The organism is Stenotrophomonas sp. NPDC078853 (assembly GCF_044901215.1).
GTDB classification, from domain to species: domain Bacteria; phylum Pseudomonadota; class Gammaproteobacteria; order Xanthomonadales; family Xanthomonadaceae; genus Stenotrophomonas; species Stenotrophomonas lacuserhaii.
The window spans coordinates 134,234-151,725 of record NZ_JBJDOQ010000002.1 but is presented as its reverse complement, the minus strand read 5'-3'; the positions used below and the strand labels follow the sequence as shown (position 1 = coordinate 151,725).

Sequence of the window (17,492 nt, the reverse complement as noted above, 5' to 3'; positions counted from 1 at the left end):
CACCCGCAGGCGCAAAGGCTTTCCGCTTGGCTTCCCTGAACAACAGTGCGCCCGCCCTGCGCGTGCGCGACCTGCGCAAGACCTACGACAACGGCACCGTTGCCCTGAAGGGCGTCTCGCTGGAAGTCGCCCCGGGCGATTTCTTCGCCCTGCTGGGCCCCAACGGCGCCGGCAAGTCGACCCTGATCGGCATCGTCAGCTCGCTGGTGAACCTCAGTGAGGGCCAGGTGGAGGTGTTCGGCACCGACCTGGTGGGTGAACGCAGCGCCTCCATGCGGCTGATCGGCCTGGTGCCGCAGGAGATCAACTTCAACCTGTTCGAGAAACCCTTCGACATCCTGGTCAACTACGCCGGCTTCTACGGCGTGGACCGCGCCGAGGCGGAAAAGCGCGCCGAGGAAGAGCTCAAGCGCGCCCACCTGTGGGAGAAGGCGCAGGTGATGAGCCGCACGCTGTCCGGCGGCATGAAGCGCCGGCTGATGATCGCCCGGGCGATGATGACCCGGCCGCGCCTGCTGATCCTGGATGAACCGACCGCCGGCGTGGACATCGAGATCCGCCGCGACATGTGGCGGGTGCTGAAGGAGATCAACACCGCCGGCACCACCATCATCCTCACCACGCATTACCTGGAAGAGGCCGAACACCTGTGCCGCAACCTGGCCATCATCAACCATGGCCAGATCGTCACCCAGGGGCCGATGCGCGAGCTGCTGGCCAAGCTTGACGTGGAGGGCTTCCTGTTCGACATCGACGGCAGCCTGCCGGCCGAGCTGCCACAGATCGAAGGCGCCACGCTGATCGCCACCGACGGGCACACGCTGGACGTGGACATGCCGCGCGCGATGGACCTCAACCGTGTATTTGCCGCACTCAACGCCTCGGGTATCCGCGTGCGTTCGATGCGGACCAAGAGCAACCGCCTGGAGGAGCTGTTCGTGCGCCTCACCGGCAACCCGGAGAACGTGGCATGAGCAGCACCCCGACCCCCATCCTGACCGATGGCCAGCGCAACCGCATCGCACTGGCCACCGTGGTGCGCCGCGAAGTGGCGCGCATCCTGCGCATCTGGGGCCAGACCCTGGTACCGCCGGCGATCACCATGACCCTGTATTTCCTGATCTTCGGCGGGCTGATCGGCTCGCGCGTCGGCGAGATGGGCGGCTACAGCTACATGCAGTTCATCGTGCCGGGCCTGGTGATGATGAGCGTGATCCAGAACAGCTACGGCAACATCAGTTCCTCCTTCTTCGGCGCGAAATTCGGTCGCCACGTGGAAGAACTGCTGGTCAGCCCGATGCCGAACTGGGTGATCCTGTGGGGCTACGTGGCCGGCGCGGTGCTGCGCGGGCTGATGGTCGGGGTGATCGTGCTGATCATCGCCATGTTCTTCACCCCGGTGCGCATCCCGCACCCGCTGGTGACGCTGACCACGGTGCTGCTGGGCGCGACGATCTTCTCGCTGGCCGGCTTCATCAACGCGGTCTACGCGAAGAAGTTCGATGACGTGGCGATCGTGCCGACCTTCATCCTGACCCCGCTGACCTACCTGGGCGGCGTGTTCTATTCGGTGAAGCTGCTGCCGGGCTGGGCTGAAGCGGCAACCCACGCCAACCCGATCTTCTACATGGTCAACGCCTTCCGCTACGGCCTGCTCGGCACCAGCGACGTACCGCTGTGGGTGGCCTATGCGCTGATGCTGGGCTTCGTGGTGGCACTGACCTTCGTGGCACTGTGGCTGCTGCGACGTGGCGTCGGCCTGCGCAGCTGACGTGATGCGGTTCAGCGACTACATCGTATTTGTCGATGAAAGTGGCGACCATGGCATGGACAGCATCGACGACGGCTATCCGTTGTTCGTGCTGTCCTGTTGCCTCATCAGCAAGAGGGACTACATGAGCACCGTGGTTCCGGCGATGCAGCAGTTGAAGTTCTCAACGTTCGGCCACGATGCGGTCATCCTGCATGAGCGCGAGATCCGCAAGGACATGGGGCCTTTCTCGGTCCTGCGCGATCGGACGCGGAAGCAGGCCTTCATCCAGGCGTTGACCGATGTGCTCGATCGGACGCCTATGACCGTGTTCTCCGCAGTGATAGACAAGCGCCAGCTAGCGGAGCATCGACGACGCGAAGAGAACCCCTACGAGCTGTCGCTGCGCTTCTGCCTGGAAAGAATTTTCTATTCGCTACGAAGACTGGGTCAGACCTCTGATGCAGAGGGACCCGTACTGACGCATGTTCTGTGCGAATCGCGCGGCCGCAATGAAGACGCTGACCTGGAACTGGCTTTTCGCCGCAACTGCGGTGGAGACAACTTCGGCAATATCCATCTGCCGTTCGAACCCGTGCTGACGGACAAGAAAAACAATTCCATCGGCCTGCAGCTTGCCGACCTGGTCGCCCGTCCGATTGGACTGAAGCAGTTGCGCCCCAGTCAGTCCAATCGTGCATGGGATGTCATCGAGCGGAAGTTGGACCGCGACCCATTGGGCCGCTACATCGGATACGGTCTGAAGTGCTTCCCGTAAAAACAAAAGGCCCCGGCGAATCCGCCGAGGCCCAATGCCGACCGGGAATCCCCGATCCAGTCGACAGCATACCAGAGCTGCCCCGGGGACGCCCCGTAACCCGTTCAACGCATTCAGTTTATCCTGAACCTGGAGTGTGAATCACATGCGCATCCTGATCCTTGGCGCCGGCGGTACCGGTGGCTACTTCGGCGGACGCCTGGCCCAGGCCGGGGTGGACGTGACCTTCCTGGTGCGCCCGGCACGCGCGGACCAGTTGCAGCGCGATGGCCTGGTCATCCGCAGCCCGCTCGGCGATGCCGCCTTCCCGGTGCAGCATGTCACCGCCGATGCGCTGCCGGCGCTGGTCGCCGGGCACCCGTTCGACCTGGTGGTACTGAGCTGCAAGGCCTATGACCTGGACAGTTCCATCGAGGCCATCGCGCCGGCGGTTGGACCGCGCACCAGCGTGCTGCCGATCCTCAATGGGCTGCGCCACTACGCTGCGCTGGATGCACGCTTCGGCCGTGACGCCGTGATGGGCGGACTGTGCTTCATCAGCGCGGCCAAGGATGCCGATGGCGCGGTGCTGCACCTGGCCAAGCCGGCCAGACTGACCTTCGGCGAGCGCGATGACGTCGGCCTCAGCGCCCGTGTGCTGGCCTTCGCTGCTGCCTGTGTGCAGGGCGGCGTGGACCACCTCGCCAGCGAAGACATCCGCCAGGAACAGTGGGTCAAGTACACCTTCCTGACCGCACTGGCGGCCGCTACCTGCCTGCGCCGTGCCGACATCGGCACGATCATGGGCAGCGAGGGCGGCGAGGACTTCCTGCGGGCGCTGTACGCCGAATGCGTGGCCGTCGCCGAGGCATCCGGCGAGCCGATACCGGCCAGCGCCCAGGAAACCGCGCTGGCCGCATTGACCCAGACGGGCTCCGCGCTGAAGGCCTCGATGCTGCGTGATCTGGAAGCGGGGCAGCAGGTCGAAGCGGACCACATCGTCGGTGACATGCTGGCGCGTGCGCGCGGCTTCGGCCAGGACGCTCCGCTGCTGGCACAGGCCTTCGGTTCCCTGCAGGCTTACCAGGCGCAGCGCGCGGGCTGAACGAGGTGGTAGACCTTCCCAAGAGCGTGTTGGTCCTCGGGCTTGGCTACAGTGGCCAGGCCGTGGCACGCCGCCTGCTCGCGCAGGGCGTGGAGGTGGCCGGCACCGTGCGCGATCCAGCCGCACACCGTGGTGACGCCCTGCTCCGGTACCGCCTTGCCGCCGATCATCCGCTCGACCCGCCGCTGCTGGACATGGTGGCGCGTGCCGAGGCCGTGCTGTGCACGATCCCGCCCGATGCCGACGGTGACCCAGCGCTGCGCCAGCTGCGCGATGCACTGGCCAGCAGCACGTCACTGCGCTGGGCCGGGTATCTGTCCTCCACGGCGGTTTACGCGAGCCGTGATGGCGGCTGGATCGACGAGGCCTCGCTGGCCGACGGCACCACGCCGTCGGCACTGCAGCGGCTTCACGCCGAACGGCAATGGCAGGCGCTGGCCAGCGAACGGGGCATCGACTCGGCGGTGTTCCGGCTGCCGGGTCTGTACGGGCGCGGTCGCAACGCGCTGGTGCAGTTGGCCGCCGGGCGTGCCCGCCACGTGGTGCGTGCCGGGCTGGTCTTCAACCGGCTGCACGTGGAGGACCTGGCCGATGCGGTGATGGCGGCCCTGCAGCATCCACGGCCTGCCGGGCTGTACCTGCCGGCCGATGACGAACCGGCCCCGCCGCAGGAGGTACTGGCGTACGCCGCGCAGCTGGGTGGGTATGCGCTGCCCGCGCAGCAGCAGTGGGACGATCCGGCGGTCAGCCCGTCGCTGCGACGGTTCTACGAGGGCAACAAGCGCATCGACAGCCGCCGCACGCGCGCGATGCTGCAGTGGCAGCCGCGCTTTCCGAGCTACCGCGAGGGGCTGCAGGATGCGTGGGAGCAGGGGGATGGCAGGCGGTAGCGTCGCGCAGGAAGTGACGACCAACGGTCGTCACCCACCACGACCAACGGTCGTTGGTCAGCCAGGCAGGCGGAAGAACGCGCGCGCGGCCGCAGTGGTAGTGGCCGCTACGATATCGGTCGCTTCGCCGCGGTCGCGGGCCAGCTCTTCCACGATATGCGCCAGATACATCGGCTCGTTGCGGCGGTCTTTGGGCATCGGCTTCAGCGAGCGTGGCAGCAGGTACGGCGCATCGGTTTCAATCATCAGGCGGTTGGCCGGGATGTGCTTGACCAGCTCGCGCAGGTGCGCGCCGCGGCGCTCGTCGCACAGCCACCCGGTGATGCCGATGTACCAGTCCTGGTCCAGGTAATCGAACATTTCCTGGCGTTCACCGGTAAAGCAATGCACCACCGCCGCGCCGATGCGGCCCTCGAAATTCTTCATCTGCGCCATGAAATCGGCATGCGCATCGCGCTGGTGCAGGAACAGCGGCTTGCGCGCACCGTCGGCCGCGGTGACTTCAGAAGCGAGCTGCAGCTGCCGCTCGAACGCACGGTGCTGCGCCGGACGCGGGGAGAAGTCGCGGAAATAATCCAGCCCGCACTCGCCCACCGCCACCACTTCCGGATGCGCATGCAGCGCGCGCATTTCCGCATCGCATTCGTCGGTGTATTCCACCGCATGGTGCGGGTGGACGCCGGCGGTGGCATACAGCAGGCCGGGGTGCTGGCGCGCCAGCTGCAGTGCCAACGGTGAATGTTCGCGGCTGGCGCCGGTGATCACCATCTGCGCCACGCCGGCCTCTCGCGCACGCGCCAGCACGGCATCGCGATCGCGGTCGAAGGAGTCGTGGGTGAGGTTGGCGCCGATATCGATCAGTTGCATGGTCATCGCAGTGGGGAACGCCGGCTCATTGTACCTGCCGGCCCCATGGCCCCTTATCCTTGTGCGATGAGTACCCCGCACTTCCCGATTTCCGCGCTGCTGCCGCAGGTCCAGGACAGCCTCGACCTGCACCCGCGGCTGGTCCTGGAAGCCCCGCCCGGCGCCGGCAAGACCACCCAGGTGCCGCTGGCGCTGCTGCACGCGCGGTGGCTGGGCGGGCAGAAGATCATCCTGCTGGAACCGCGCCGGGTCGCCGCGCGCAGTGCTGCCCAGTTCATGGCACGGCAGCTGGGCGAGGAAGTCGGCGAAACCGTCGGCTACCGCATCCGCTTCGAAAACAAGGTGTCCGCACGCACCCGCGTGGAGGTGGTCACCGAGGGCATCCTGACGCGCATGCTGCAGGATGATCCGATGCTTGAAGGCATCGGTGCGCTCGTGTTCGATGAGTTCCACGAGCGGCACCTCAGCGGCGATCTCGGCCTGGCGCTGGCGCTGGACGTGCAGGCGCAGCTGCGCGACGACCTGCGCCTGGTGGTGATGTCGGCCACGCTGGACGGCGAGCGGCTGGCGCGCTTCCTGGATGCGCCGCGCCTGTCCAGCCAGGGCCGCAGTTTTCCGGTGGAGGTCTCGCACTTCCCCGCCCGCCGCGACGAACCCCTCGAGCTGCAGGTGCGCCGCGCCGTGCAGCAGGCGCTGGCCACCCATCCCGGCGACGTGCTGGTGTTCCTGCCCGGACAACGCGAAATCCAGCGCGTGCTGGCCGGCCTGCACGACACCGTGGACGCAGCCACCGAGGTGCTGCCGCTGCATGGCGAGCTCCCCGTGGAACAGCAGGGCCGGGTGCTGCAACCGGCGGCCGATGGACGCCGCCGCGTGGTGCTGGCCACCAACGTGGCCGAATCATCGGTCACCCTGCCCGGCGTGCGCGTGGTGATCGACAGCGGGCTGGCGCGTGAGCCGCAGTACGACCCCAACAGTGGCTTCACCCGGCTGGACGTGGTGAACGTGGCCCAGGCATCGGCCGACCAGCGTGCCGGGCGTGCCGGCCGCGTGGCAGCAGGCTGGGCGTGGCGCTTGTGGCCGCAGTCGCAGCGGCTGGAACCGCAACGCCGGGCGGAAATCGAACAGGTCGAACTGACCGGGCTGGCCCTGGAACTGGCGGCGTGGGGCAGCAGTGACCTGCGCTTCATGGACGCGCCACCGGCCGGGCCGCTGGCCGCCGCGCGCGAGCTGCTGCAGCGGTTGGGTGCGTTGTCGCCCACCCATGCGATCACCGCACAGGGCCGCCGGATGCTGGCGATCGGCACCCATCCCCGGCTTGCGGCGATGCTGCTTGCCCCAGGCACCAGGACCGAACAGGCGCTGGCGGCCGATATCGCCGCTTTGCTGGAGGCGCGGGACCCACTGCGCCAGGGCGGCGACGCACTGGCACCCCGCTGGCGCGCACTGGCCGCATTCCGCAATGGCCGTGCACCGCATGAGGCGAGCCGCAGCGGGCTGGCCGCCATCGATGCAGCGGCCAGGCAGTGGCGGCGACGCCTGCGCTGCGACGCCGCGCCGCCCTTGAGCATCGAAGCGCACCAGGTGGGTGACCTGTTGGCGCATGCGTTCCCGGACCGCATTGCCTTCCGCCATCCGAACGATCCGCTGCGCTACCTGCTGGCCAACGGCCGCAGCGCGCGCCTGCACGAGCTGAGCGACCTGCGCGGCGAGCCGTGGCTGGTGGCCAGCGAACTGCGCCTGGAGGCACGCGATGGGCTGTTGCTGCGCGCCGCGCCGGTGGATGAGCAGTACCTGCGCGGCGTGTTCGCTTCGCGCTTCGTCAGCGAGGACATCGTGCGCTGGGACGCTGAGCGCCGGGCGCTGGTGGCGCTGCGCGAAAGCCGCTTCGAGCGCATCGTCCTCGACAGCCGCTCGGCCGGACGCGTCGACCCGGCGCATGCCGCCGCCGCGCTCACCGAAGCGGTGGCCGAACTCGGCCTGCAGGCCCTGCCATGGACAGAGGGCCTGCGGCAATGGCAGGCGCGGGTGGAAGCGCTGCGCCGCTGGATGCCCGAGCTCGGCCTGCCGGATGTCAGCGATGCGGCCCTGCTGGCCACGCGCACCGCGTGGCTGCAGCCTGCCTTCACCGGCCGGACCCGGCTGGATGCGCTGGACGAAGCCAGCTTCGGCGAGGCACTGAAGACCCCGTTGGAATGGTCGCAGCGGCAGCTGCTGGACCGCCATGCACCCACCCGCATCAGCGTGCCATCCGGGCTGGAGCGCACGATCAACTACGCACTGGACAGCGATACCGGCGAGCCGCTTCCGCCGGTGCTGGCGGTGAAGCTGCAGGAACTGTTCGGGCTGGCGGACACGCCGCGGATTGCCGACAACCGTGTCGCACTTACCCTGCACCTGCTCTCGCCGGGCGGTCGTCCACTGCAGGTCACCCAGGACCTGCGCAATTTCTGGGCCAGTACCTATGCCGAAGTCAAAAAAGAAATGAAGGGCCGTTACCCGCGCCATCCCTGGCCGGATGATCCATGGACAGCCACCGCGACCCACCGCGCCAAGCCGCGCGGGACCTAGGCAGCGTCCCTTGGCCAGCCCTATCCTGAACGGCTGCGGTAGAGTCACGCCACGCGCCTGCTTGCCTGACATGCCGTTTACAGCGACCGCGCGACACTGGACTTCGACCCGAGGCAAAGGACCCCACATGAGCAGACTGACCGTAATCACCGATCGTGCACTGGAACGCGCGCTGGACCTGGCCCATAGCGCAGGCGATGGCATCAAGCACGCTGGCGGTAACCTGGGCGGCAGCCTGCGCCACTTCGGCCCCACCGCCGCCGACTGGCTGAAGACCGGCGCAGCACTGGGCGCGGTCAAGACCGGTGGCCGGATCGCGACCAAGGCCGCGCGCCGCAATCCGGCGGTGACCATCGCCGCTGCTGCCGTTGGCGTGGGCCTGCTGGGCTATGCGCTTTATCGCAAGCAGCAGAAGAAGAAGCTGGCCGGTGGTCATGTCGTCAACGGACAGGCACAGCGCGTCGCGGCGCGCGATCGTCGCGCGAGCACGATCCAGGACGAACACAGCGATATCGGCAGCGACGCCTGAGTGCGTAACGCGGGTTGATGTCCCGCAGCTGTCCTGGCCGCTTAGGCGGGCATGAAGGGCGTGGCGGATGCCACGCCCTTCGTCGTTTTCACGCTGCAGAGAGTGCGCAGGTGCTCGCCGGCCGCACCCCCGCAGCCGCCCTTATTCCGCTTGCCGCCACTGCCCCGGCTGGAGCCCGCCCAGCTGATAGGGGCCGATCGATGCGCGTACCAGTCGCAGCGTCGGCAGGCCTACCGCTGCCGTCATTCTCCTTACCTGGCGGTTTCGCCCTTCGCGCAACGTCACGGCCAGCCACGCATCGGGCACCGTCTTACGGAAACGCACCGGCGGATCGCGCACCCACAGCGAAGGCGGATCGATCTGCTCGACCCCGGCAGGCAGGGTGGGCCCGTCGTTGAGCAGCACGCCACGGCGCAGCTGCGCCAGCCTTTCCGGCGTCGGTTCGCCCTCCACCTGCACCCAATAGGTCTTGTCCGCCTTGTGCCGTGGATCGGTCAGCCGGTGCGCCAGGCCACCGTCGTCGGTGAGCAGCAGCAACCCTTCGCTGTCGTGGTCCAGCCGCCCCGCCGCATACACCTGCGGCGGGAGGCCGAAGCCCGCCAGTGTCGGCCGCGGCGGCACACTGCGATCGGTGAACTGGCACAGCACGTTGAACGGCTTGTTGAACAGGATCAAAGACATGGTTGCAGTTTTCTGCCTTGTTCGGCGATGCGACGCAGATGGCCCTGGTGGGTCGTGCGTCAGCCGAGCAGGCTGGGTGGGAATGTAAGTGTGTCAAGTCTGACGCATGCCGTGCCCTTCGTCATGGCATCCCCGCAACCCAGGAGCACCCCATGCACTTGCCTGCCGCCGGAACCCCTCCAGCACTCCGCGCCCGGACGCCACCAGCAACGCTGGCAGCTGCCACCCCTGCATCGACCGGCTCGACACCCGCGCGAATCGAGAACCGCCCCCTGCAGCTGCAGCCGGTGCCTGACCCGGTCCCGGGCCCTGCCACGTCCGCTGGCGCAGCGGGCGCTGTTGCCGAGGCGAGGGATGCGCACTTCACCGACCTGATGCGGGCTACGGCAATGCAGCCCATGGTCACCTGCGTGCAAGCGGCAATGCCCTCTGCGCAGGCACGTCTGTTGGCCTTCGACCAATGGGTAATCAAGCATGCCGTCGCGCTGGGCCGTCCCGCCCTGGCAGGGCTTGCCCCCACCAGTGCAGCGCGTGAATTGATGGCCCAGCTGCCGATGACGGGCGATCCCGCCAACCTGGCTGCTACCGGCTATGTCACCGTGTTGTTCAACACCGTTCTTCCGGACCCGGACAACTCAGACACGCATCCCGTCGTCTTACTGCGGAGCGCCCTCTCCCAAGCTCCGAAACAGCCAGCGGAAGACGCCAGGGCGCCCCGCTGACCACAGCAGACCCGCGTGCGAAAGTGATCAGCGCGCCGCCTTGATGAAGCGCAGCGTCATCCGGTCACTTTCACCGATCGCCTTGTACTTGGCCGCATCGGCAGCGTCGTGGTTGTTGGACGGCGGCAGCGTCCACACGCCGTTGGGATGATCCTTGGTATCGCGCGGGTTGGCGTTGATCTCGCTGCTGCCATCGAGGGTGAAACCTGCCGCTTCGGCCATCGCGATCACCTGCTGCTGGCCGACATAGCCGGACCCGTCGTCGTCGCTGACATCGGCCTTGGCGCGATGTTCGACCACGCCCAGCACGCCGCCCGGCTTCAGCACATCGTAAAAGCCCTTGAACATGCCCGGCGCCTGGCCGGACTTGCGCCAGTTGTGCACATTGCGGAAGGTCAGCACCACGTCAGCCGAAGCGGGCTTGCCGAACACCGGCGCGGCCGGGTCATAGGCCACTTCGGTGGCCTTGTCGAACTGTGCAGGCGAGGCGGCGAACTTCTTCTGCAGGCCATCGCGGCTGCGCTGCTGGTAATCGCGGCCACGTCCTTCCGGCACCGATGCCGGATCCACCACTGCGGCAATGTACTGGCCCTGCTGGCGCACCAGCGGTGCCAGGATTTCCGAGTACCAGCCGTTGCCGGGGGTGATCTCGATGACCGTGCTGGCCGGGGTCAGCTTGAAGAACGACAGCGTCTGCGCCGGATGGCGGAAACCATCGCGGGTGACATTGGCCGGATCGCGCATGGTGGACTTGACCGCCGCCTCGATCGCCGGGCTGACCTGTACCTGCGACGCCGCGCTGGCGGCCACCGGCGAGCGGGCATACAGCGGTGATGCCGACAGCGCCGCTGCCACGGCGAGGCAACAGGCAGACACGGTGATCAGGTTCTTCATGGCGGGGCTCCCTTGGATGATGGGCGCAGACTAGCAGTCCGCACCGCTTCGGTGTTCACAAAGCGTTAGCGCCGCGCGGCGCACCGGAACACAGTTTTGCGGCCGGTGCCGCAGCAGCGTCATCTCCCTCCCCTTATGCTGCTGGCATGGCTATACAAGGAGACTCCGCATGACGGCAACCCGCGAACTCGGCCGTTCGGGCCTGCAGGTGCATCCCATCGCCTTCGGTGGCAACGTGTTCGGCTGGAGTGCGGACGAGAAAACGACCTTCGCCCTGCTCGACGCCTTTGTCGATGCCGGCTTCAACCTGGTCGATACCGCCGACGCCTATTCGGCGTGGGTGCCGGGCAACCAGGGCGGTGAATCGGAGTCCCTGATCGGCAGGTGGTTCGCACGCAGCGGCAAGCGCGACAAGGTGGTTCTGGCCACCAAGGTGGCGAAGTGGTCGGAACAGCCCGGCCTGTCGGCAGACAACATCACCGCGGCGGTGGAAGGCTCGCTGCGTCGCCTGCAGACCGATGTCATCGATCTCTACCAGGCGCATGAGGATGACGAATCCACCCCGCTGGAAACGACGCTGGGGGCCTTCGCGCGGCTGGTCGAACAAGGCAAGGTCCGCGCCATCGGAGCCTCCAATTACAGTGCCGAGCGGCTGGCTGAGGCGCTGAAAATATCGGCCGACTATCGGCTGCCACGGTATGAAACGCTGCAGCCGGAATACAACCTCTACGACCGTTCCGGTTATGAGGCCGGCCTGGAAGCCCTGGTGCATCGCGAGCAGCTCGGCGTGATCAGTTATTACTCACTGGCCAGTGGGTTCCTGAGCGGCAAGTACCGCCGCAATGAAGACGCGGCCAGGAGCCCCGCACGCGGCCAGGCCGTGGTGGCGAAGTACCTCAACCCGCGCGGCAACCGCATCCTGGGGGCGCTGGATGACATCGCCGGCAAGCATGCCGCGACCGCCTCCCAGGTTGCGCTGGCCTGGCTGATCGCGCGTGCTTCGATCACCGCGCCGATCGTCAGCGCCACAAGCGTCGAGCAGCTGCGCGAGATCCTGGCAGCGGCGACGTTGGCGCTGTCGGCGCAGGACATTGCCGAGCTCGACGAAGCCAGCGCCTAGCCGCGCGCAGACCTGCCCCGGCCGGTCCGCCGCTGCAACCGCATCGGCCAGTGCGTCATGTTCGGCACTGTTCCATTGATGAGCCACGATGAAGATCACATATCTTTCACGTCGTTGAATGGAACGATAACCGTGACGTACTTCGCACTTAAGCATTGAACGACGCACCCGATAAGGAGGTCTCCCCTTCCCGGACCCATGCGCTCATGCGGAACGCCTCGCCCGCTTCTCCCCCACCTGCTCGTGGCATCCAGTTCAAACTCATCGGCGCCACCTCGCTCGGCGTGCTGTTGCTGGTGGCCAGCGCCCTGGCCGGCCTGGCGTCGGCCTGGTTCGACCTGGGGGCGGCGATGCCGGCGTCCTATGCGGTCAGCCGCGATGCCGAACAGCTGCAACGGGAGTTCCGCCTGCAGGTGCAGGAGTGGAAGAACGTGCTGCTGCGGGGTGCCGATGATGCGCTGCGCGAAAAGCACGCAGCCGCCTTGACCGAAGAGGGACGCAAGGTAGCGGAACTGGCTGCCAGGGTCGGCCGTGCCGAGGATGGCCGGACGCGTGAGCTGGTCGCGGCGTTCATGACCGACCAGGCCACGCTGCAGCGTGACTACCAGGCTGCGCTGCAGGCCTACATCGCATCGGGTTACGACCCGGGCGCCGGTGATGCGCCGGTGCGCGGCCGCGACCGCCCGCTGGCACAGGCACTGGATGGCCTGGCCGCGCATACCGCGCAGGTCGCGGATGCGGCCATCGCGCGCCGCGCGAGCCACGCACGCGAACTGCTGGTGACCAGTGCCGTGGTGACGGTCATCACCGCCGTGCTGCTGTTGCTTGCGCTGTCATGGTGGCTGCGCCGCGCTGTCGTGCGGCCGGTGGTGGCGGTGGAAGCCGCTGCGCGCGCCGTGGCCGCCGGCGACCTGGACTACCGCGTGCAGGTGCAGGGGCGCGATGAGATCGGCCGACTGGCCACGACCATGCAGGACGTGCAGGGCACGCTGCGCGGTGTGCTGGCAGCGCAGGCAGAGATGGCCCGCACCCACGAAGCGGGTCGGATCAGTCATCGCATGGACGCCGCTGCATTCCCCGGCGCCTACGGCCGCATGGTGGCCGACTGCAATGCCTTGGTCGCAGCGCACATCCAGGTGAAGATGCGTGCCATCGCCGTCATGGGCCGTTACGCAGTCGGTGATCTTTCCGAAGACATGGACCGCCTGCCGGGCGAGAAGCGCGTCATCACCGATGCACTGGATGCCGCCAAGGCGAACCTCGGCGCGATCAATGCCGAGATCAAGCAGCTGGCAGGCGCCGCTGCCGCCGGCGACTTCAGCCAACGCGGCAACGTGTCCCGCTTCGAGCACGATTTCGCCGACATGGTGGCCGGCCTCAACCAACTGATGCAGGCCACCGACGGCAACCTCGCCCAGGTATCGAGCATGCTGCGCGCGATCGCCGACGGTGACCTGCGTGCGCGCATGGAAGGTGAATTCCATGGCGTGTTCGCGCGTATCGCCGGCGATGCCAATACCACGGCGGCGCAACTGGCGACGATCGTCGCCGACATCCAGCAGGTGGCCGGCGGTGTCCGCGAAGCGGCGATGGAGATCGCCAGTGGCAACAGCGACCTGTCCCAGCGCACCGAACAGCAGGCCGCCAACCTGGAAGAAACCGCCGCTTCGATGGAGGAGCTCACCTCCACCGTGCGCCAGAACGCTGAACATGCACGCACCGCCAACGAGCTGGCCCACAGCGCGGCGAGCGTGGCATCGCAGGGCGGGGAGGTGGTGGGCCAGGTGGTGGCGACGATGGGCGGTATCGAAGCGTCTTCGCGGCGCATCGCCGAGATCATTTCGGTGATCGACGGCATCGCCTTCCAGACCAACATCCTGGCCTTGAACGCGGCCGTGGAGGCCGCGCGCGCAGGCGACCAGGGCCGCGGCTTCGCCGTGGTGGCCAGTGAAGTGCGCACGCTCGCACAGCGTTCGGCGGCCGCTGCAAAGGAGATAAAGGGGCTGATCGATGAATCGGTGGAGAAGGTGGCCGATGGCTCCGCGCTGGTACGCCAGGCGGGCAGCACGATGGGCGAGATCGTCGCCTCGGTGCAGCGCGTGACCGACATCATGGCCGAGATCTCCGCCGCTTCGCAGGAACAGAGCGCAGGGATCGAACAGGTCAACCAGACCGTGGTGCAGATGGACGGCGCGACCCAGCAGAATGCCGCGCTGGTGGAAGAAGCCTCTGCTGCCGCGCGCAGCATGGAACAGCAGGCCGCACGCCTGGTCGAATCGGTGGGCGTGTTCACCCTGGCCTGAAGGCCTGGCCCGTGGTGGGTGAGGACCACTGCTGTTGGTGGGTGACGACCGTTGGTCGTCACGCGGTGCTTTTTGCCGCTGCGCTCGCCGAGCATGGCTCGGCGCTACCTGCTCCGGTAGTGACGACCACGGCTGTTGGTGGGTGACGACCGTTGGTCGTCACGATCCGGCCTACACCACGAACGGCTCGCGCTGCATGCCTTCTGCCAGCACATCCACGAACGAGCGCACGCGCGCCGACACGGCCGTGTTGCGGTAGTACACCGCGTGGATCGGCTGGTAGACATCCAGCGTCTGCACGACCAGCAGCGGCACCAGCGCACCGCTCGCGCGGTCGGCGTGGGTCAGGAAATCAGACAGGCAGGTGATTCCCGCCCCTTCCACCGCCAGCCGGCGCAGGGTCTCACCACTGGAGGCGGCGATGTCCGGGCGCACCCGAAGCTGGCCCTCGTCGTCGCCGGGCAGCGGCCAGCGGTTCAGCGATTCGGGTTCGTTGAAGCCCAGCAGCGTATGCGCGGACAGGGCGGCCACGCTGTCCGGCGTGCCGTGCTGGCGCAGGTAGGCCGGACTGGCCACCAGCTGCAGGCGGCAGCGGCCGAGCAGGCGCGCATGCAGGGTGGAATCGGCCAGCGGACCGATGCGGATGGCCAGGTCGGTGCGCCGCTCCAGCAGGTCGATGTAGCGCTCGGAGCTGTTCACTTCCAGCGCCACCTCCGGGAACTGCTGGCGATAGCGGGCCACCAGCGGGGCGATCACATGCAGCACGAACGGCATCGCCGCATCCACGCGCAGGCGACCGGCCGGGCGTTGACGACGCAGCGCCATCTGCTCTTCCGCCGTCTCCACCGCCTCCACGATCTGGCGCGCCTGGCGGACGAACGCCTCGCCTTCGGCGGTCAGGTGCAATCGGCGGGTGGTGCGGGTCAGCAGCGTGGTGCCCAGCTTTTCTTCGAGCCGGCCCAGGGCCCGGCTGACCCCTGAGGGGGTCTGGCCCAGCTGTTCGGCCGCCGCGCTGATGGTGCCGCTGTCGATGACGGCCAGCAGCGCCTGCATTTCGTCCAAGGTGATTTTCATGGCCGCATTATTGACCATCATGCAAGAGTGATTGGCGTGAAGACGTGTGTTTCAGCAAAGGTCAGCGGCGCAGACTGCGCTCCTTCCTTTCCTGCCGGACCCTGTCATGACCCGTGGCATTCCCCTCGCCCTGTTGGCGTTGACCCTCGGTGCCTTCGCCATCGGCACCACCGAGTTCGTCATCGTCGGGCTGCTTCCGACCATCGCCGCTGACCTGCAGGTCAGCCTGCCCTCGGCTGGCCTGCTGGTGTCCCTGTACGCGCTTGGCGTGGCGATCGGCGCCCCGGTGCTGACCGCGCTGACCGGGCGCGTGCCGCGCAAGACCCTGCTGGTGGCGCTGATGCTGGTGTTCACCCTCGGCAACCTGGTCGCCTTCCTGGCCCCCGGCTACAACGCGCTGATCGTCGCCCGGATCCTGACCGGCCTGGCCCATGGCGTGTTCTTCTCCATTGGTTCGATCATCGCCACCTCGGTGGTGCCGAAGGAAAAGGCCGCCAGCGCGATCGCCATCATGTTCACCGGCCTGACCGTCGCGTTGGTGACCGGCGTGCCGTTGGGCACCTTCATCGGCCAGCACCTGGGCTGGCGCGCGACCTTCCTGGCGGTCTCCGGGCTGGGCGTGGTGGCGCTGCTGGGCAGCCTGGCGTTCGTGCCGCGCAACCTGGCGCAGAGCACGCCGGCGACCTTCCGCCAGCAGCTCGGCGTGCTGGCGCAGCCGCGGCTGTTGATGGTGTATGCGATGACCGCGCTGGGCTACGGCGGCACCTTCCTGTCCTTCACCTACCTGGCGCCGATCCTGCAGGAGGTCACCGGTTTTTCCACCAACGCGGTCAGCGGCGTGCTGCTGGTATATGGCATCTCGGTGGCGTTCGGCAACGTGTGGGGCGGCCGCCTGGCCGACCGGCTGGGGCCGATCCCCGCACTGAAGCGGATCTTCGCGCTGCTGGCGCTGGTGCTGCTGGTGCTGACCTTCACCGCCCACAACACCTGGCTGGTGCTGTTGACGGTGCTGGCGCTGGGCGCGGTGGCCTTCGGCAACGTACCCGGCCTGCAGGTCTATGTGGTCAAGCAGGCACAGCGCCATGCGCCGCAGGCAACGGAGGTGGCATCGGGACTGAACATTGCTGCGTTCAACATCGGCATCGTCCTCGGCGCCTCGCTGGGTGGGCTGGTGGTGGAGCATATCGGCCTGATGCACACCCCATGGCTCGGCGCGCTGGTGGTCGTGGGTGCCTTCGCCCTTACCGCGCTGAGTGGCCGGCTGGACCGCCGCGACGGCATCGACGACCGCGCCGAAGGCATCCACGTGGCGGCGCATTGATGCCTCCGCTGGCGCACGGGGTCGCCACGCCGCGTTGCCCGCATGCATACCTTCCCTGCCCTACCCTCTGTCCATCCCCCACTGGAGTATCCCCATGACCGTTCCTGCTTTTGGCCTTGGTACGTTCCGCCTGAAAGACCAGGCGGTGATCGATTCGGTACGCAACGCGCTCGACGTCGGCTACCGCGCCATCGATACTGCGCAGATCTACGGCAACGAAGCCGAGGTCGGCCGGGCGATCGCCGAATCCGGCGTACCACGCGATGACATTTACCTCACCACCAAGATCTGGATCAGCGAATTCAAGCGCGATGCGCTGCTGGCCAGCCTGCAGGGAAGCCTGAAAAAGCTGCGCACCGACCGCGTCGAGCTGACCCTGATCCACTGGCCGTCGCCGGATGATGCCGTGCCGATGGAGGAGTACCTTACGGCCCTGGCCGATGCCAAGGCGCGGGGCCTGACCCGTGAAATCGGTATTTCCAACTTCACCATCGCCCAGACCCGTCGTGCGATCGGCATCCTGGGCGCCGCTGAGATAGCCACCAACCAGGTGGAGATCCATCCGTACCTGCAGAACCGCCTGCTGGTGCCGTTCCTGCAGGAACAGGGCATCCACGTCACCGCGTACATGAGCCTGGCCTACGGCGAGGTGATCAAGGATCCGGTGATCCAGGCGATCGCCGGCCGCCACCAGGCTACCCCGGCGCAGGTCGCGCTGGCGTGGGCACTGCAGCAGGGCTTGGCGGTCATTCCCTCTTCCACCCGGCGCGAGAACCTGGCCAGCAACCTGGAAGCGGCCCGCCTGCATCTGACCGACGAAGACCTCGCCCAGATCGCCACGCTCGATCGCGGCCATCGGCTGGCCAACCCGGACGGCATCGCCCCCGCCTGGGATTGACGGACCCGGG

The 17,492-nt window shown here is 67.4% G+C and carries 16 protein-coding genes; 12 read left to right on the top strand and 4 right to left on the bottom strand.

Translation table 11 applies throughout. From position 1 onward, the window contains the following. Window positions 1-26: 26 nt before the first annotated feature. The 5 genes from ACI2JH_RS02890 (at window position 27) to ACI2JH_RS02870 (ending at window position 4,502) form a co-directional block, all read left to right on the top strand. Complete coding sequence (locus ACI2JH_RS02890) at window positions 27-974, top strand: ABC transporter ATP-binding protein (protein WP_191770812.1); 948 nt, start codon at window positions 27-29, stop codon at window positions 972-974. After that, complete coding sequence (locus tag ACI2JH_RS02885; protein WP_191770811.1) at window positions 971-1,771, top strand: ABC transporter permease; 801 nt, start codon at window positions 971-973, stop codon at window positions 1,769-1,771. Before ACI2JH_RS02890 ends, ACI2JH_RS02885 begins: the two co-directional genes overlap by 4 nt. Window positions 1,772-1,775: 4 nt before the next feature. Beyond that, window positions 1,776-2,528: a DUF3800 domain-containing protein gene (locus ACI2JH_RS02880; protein WP_404735380.1), complete on the top strand. Its 753-nt coding sequence runs from the start codon at window positions 1,776-1,778 to the stop codon at window positions 2,526-2,528. 145 nt (window positions 2,529-2,673) lie between these two features. Then, on the top strand, window positions 2,674-3,612 hold the full coding sequence (gene panE, locus ACI2JH_RS02875) for a 2-dehydropantoate 2-reductase (RefSeq protein ID WP_404735379.1): 939 nt from the start codon (window positions 2,674-2,676) through the stop codon (window positions 3,610-3,612). A gap of 5 nt (window positions 3,613-3,617) precedes the next feature. Then, window positions 3,618-4,502 carry an NAD-dependent epimerase/dehydratase family protein gene (locus ACI2JH_RS02870; RefSeq protein WP_404735378.1) on the top strand — a complete coding sequence of 295 codons (885 nt, stop codon included), beginning with the start codon at window positions 3,618-3,620 and terminating at the stop codon, window positions 4,500-4,502. A 57-nt stretch (window positions 4,503-4,559) separates the two neighbouring features. On the opposite strand, the gene ACI2JH_RS02865 is transcribed toward ACI2JH_RS02870, so the two are convergent. Then, window positions 4,560-5,369 carry a TatD family hydrolase gene (locus ACI2JH_RS02865; protein WP_191770808.1) on the bottom strand — a complete coding sequence of 270 codons (810 nt, stop codon included), beginning with the start codon at window positions 5,367-5,369 and terminating at the stop codon, window positions 4,560-4,562. A gap of 66 nt (window positions 5,370-5,435) precedes the next feature. Here ACI2JH_RS02865 and hrpB point away from each other — a divergent pair, with 66 nt between their 5' ends. Together hrpB and ACI2JH_RS02855 are read left to right on the top strand one after the other, a co-directional pair. Then, on the top strand, window positions 5,436-7,940 hold the full coding sequence (hrpB, locus tag ACI2JH_RS02860) for an ATP-dependent helicase HrpB (RefSeq protein WP_404735377.1): 2,505 nt from the start codon (window positions 5,436-5,438) through the stop codon (window positions 7,938-7,940). 127 nt (window positions 7,941-8,067) lie between these two features. After that, window positions 8,068-8,469: a hypothetical protein gene (locus tag ACI2JH_RS02855; protein ID WP_101099390.1), complete on the top strand. Its 402-nt coding sequence runs from the start codon at window positions 8,068-8,070 to the stop codon at window positions 8,467-8,469. Between the two features lie 141 nt (window positions 8,470-8,610). Here the strand turns inward: ACI2JH_RS02855 and ACI2JH_RS02850 are convergent, their stop codons facing one another. Next, window positions 8,611-9,150 (bottom strand): pseudouridine synthase, encoded by a 540-nt coding sequence (locus tag ACI2JH_RS02850; protein WP_404735376.1) that lies wholly within the window; start codon window positions 9,148-9,150, stop codon window positions 8,611-8,613. A 389-nt stretch (window positions 9,151-9,539) separates the two neighbouring features. On the opposite strand from ACI2JH_RS02850, the gene ACI2JH_RS02845 reads away from it, so the two are divergent. Beyond that, window positions 9,540-9,872: a hypothetical protein gene (locus ACI2JH_RS02845; RefSeq protein WP_404735375.1), complete on the top strand. Its 333-nt coding sequence runs from the start codon at window positions 9,540-9,542 to the stop codon at window positions 9,870-9,872. Between the two features lie 27 nt (window positions 9,873-9,899). Here ACI2JH_RS02845 and ACI2JH_RS02840 read toward each other — a convergent pair whose 3' ends face one another. Next, window positions 9,900-10,766, bottom strand: a complete 867-nt coding sequence (locus tag ACI2JH_RS02840; protein ID WP_101099393.1) for a class I SAM-dependent methyltransferase — start codon at window positions 10,764-10,766, stop codon at window positions 9,900-9,902. Between the two features lie 169 nt (window positions 10,767-10,935). Between ACI2JH_RS02840 and ACI2JH_RS02835 the strand changes: the two genes are divergently transcribed. Together ACI2JH_RS02835 and ACI2JH_RS02830 are read left to right on the top strand one after the other, a co-directional pair. After that, window positions 10,936-11,886, top strand: a complete 951-nt coding sequence (locus tag ACI2JH_RS02835; protein ID WP_404735374.1) for an aldo/keto reductase — start codon at window positions 10,936-10,938, stop codon at window positions 11,884-11,886. Between the two features lie 206 nt (window positions 11,887-12,092). Next, window positions 12,093-14,189 carry a methyl-accepting chemotaxis protein gene (locus ACI2JH_RS02830; protein WP_404735373.1) on the top strand — a complete coding sequence of 699 codons (2,097 nt, stop codon included), beginning with the start codon at window positions 12,093-12,095 and terminating at the stop codon, window positions 14,187-14,189. A 171-nt stretch (window positions 14,190-14,360) separates the two neighbouring features. Here ACI2JH_RS02830 and ACI2JH_RS02825 read toward each other — a convergent pair whose 3' ends face one another. Further along, window positions 14,361-15,263 (bottom strand): LysR substrate-binding domain-containing protein, encoded by a 903-nt coding sequence (locus ACI2JH_RS02825; protein ID WP_101099495.1) that lies wholly within the window; start codon window positions 15,261-15,263, stop codon window positions 14,361-14,363. A gap of 106 nt (window positions 15,264-15,369) precedes the next feature. Here ACI2JH_RS02825 and ACI2JH_RS02820 point away from each other — a divergent pair, with 106 nt between their 5' ends. After that, the gene (locus ACI2JH_RS02820) at window positions 15,370-16,584 is read left to right on the top strand and encodes an MFS transporter (RefSeq protein ID WP_404735372.1); all 1,215 of its coding nucleotides are present in this window, start codon (window positions 15,370-15,372) and stop codon (window positions 16,582-16,584) included. A 94-nt stretch (window positions 16,585-16,678) separates the two neighbouring features. Beyond that, on the top strand, window positions 16,679-17,482 hold the full coding sequence (dkgB, locus tag ACI2JH_RS02815) for a 2,5-didehydrogluconate reductase DkgB (RefSeq protein WP_404735371.1): 804 nt from the start codon (window positions 16,679-16,681) through the stop codon (window positions 17,480-17,482). Window positions 17,483-17,492: the final 10 nt, after the last annotated feature.

Bases quoted from the DNA above. Each gene is read 5' to 3' on its own strand.
- ACI2JH_RS02885 (WP_191770811.1), top strand. From the start codon at position 971: ATGAGCAGCACCCCGACCCCCATCCTGACCGATGGCCAGCGCAACCGC.
- ACI2JH_RS02825 (WP_101099495.1), bottom strand. From the start codon at position 15,263: ATGAAAATCACCTTGGACGAAATGCAGGCGCTGCTGGCCGTCATCGAC.
- panE (WP_404735379.1), top strand. From the start codon at position 2,674: ATGCGCATCCTGATCCTTGGCGCCGGCGGTACCGGTGGCTACTTCGGC.
- ACI2JH_RS02855 (WP_101099390.1), top strand. From the start codon at position 8,068: ATGAGCAGACTGACCGTAATCACCGATCGTGCACTGGAACGCGCGCTG.
- ACI2JH_RS02835 (WP_404735374.1), top strand. From the start codon at position 10,936: ATGACGGCAACCCGCGAACTCGGCCGTTCGGGCCTGCAGGTGCATCCC.
- ACI2JH_RS02880 (WP_404735380.1), top strand. From the start codon at position 1,776: ATGCGGTTCAGCGACTACATCGTATTTGTCGATGAAAGTGGCGACCAT.
- ACI2JH_RS02840 (WP_101099393.1), bottom strand. From the start codon at position 10,766: ATGAAGAACCTGATCACCGTGTCTGCCTGTTGCCTCGCCGTGGCAGCG.
- ACI2JH_RS02830 (WP_404735373.1), top strand. From the start codon at position 12,093: ATGCGGAACGCCTCGCCCGCTTCTCCCCCACCTGCTCGTGGCATCCAG.
- ACI2JH_RS02845 (WP_404735375.1), top strand. From the start codon at position 9,540: ATGCAGCCCATGGTCACCTGCGTGCAAGCGGCAATGCCCTCTGCGCAG.
- ACI2JH_RS02865 (WP_191770808.1), bottom strand. From the start codon at position 5,369: ATGCAACTGATCGATATCGGCGCCAACCTCACCCACGACTCCTTCGAC.
- dkgB (WP_404735371.1), top strand. From the start codon at position 16,679: ATGACCGTTCCTGCTTTTGGCCTTGGTACGTTCCGCCTGAAAGACCAG.
- ACI2JH_RS02850 (WP_404735376.1), bottom strand. From the start codon at position 9,150: ATGTCTTTGATCCTGTTCAACAAGCCGTTCAACGTGCTGTGCCAGTTC.
- hrpB (WP_404735377.1), top strand. From the start codon at position 5,436: ATGAGTACCCCGCACTTCCCGATTTCCGCGCTGCTGCCGCAGGTCCAG.
- ACI2JH_RS02820 (WP_404735372.1), top strand. From the start codon at position 15,370: ATGACCCGTGGCATTCCCCTCGCCCTGTTGGCGTTGACCCTCGGTGCC.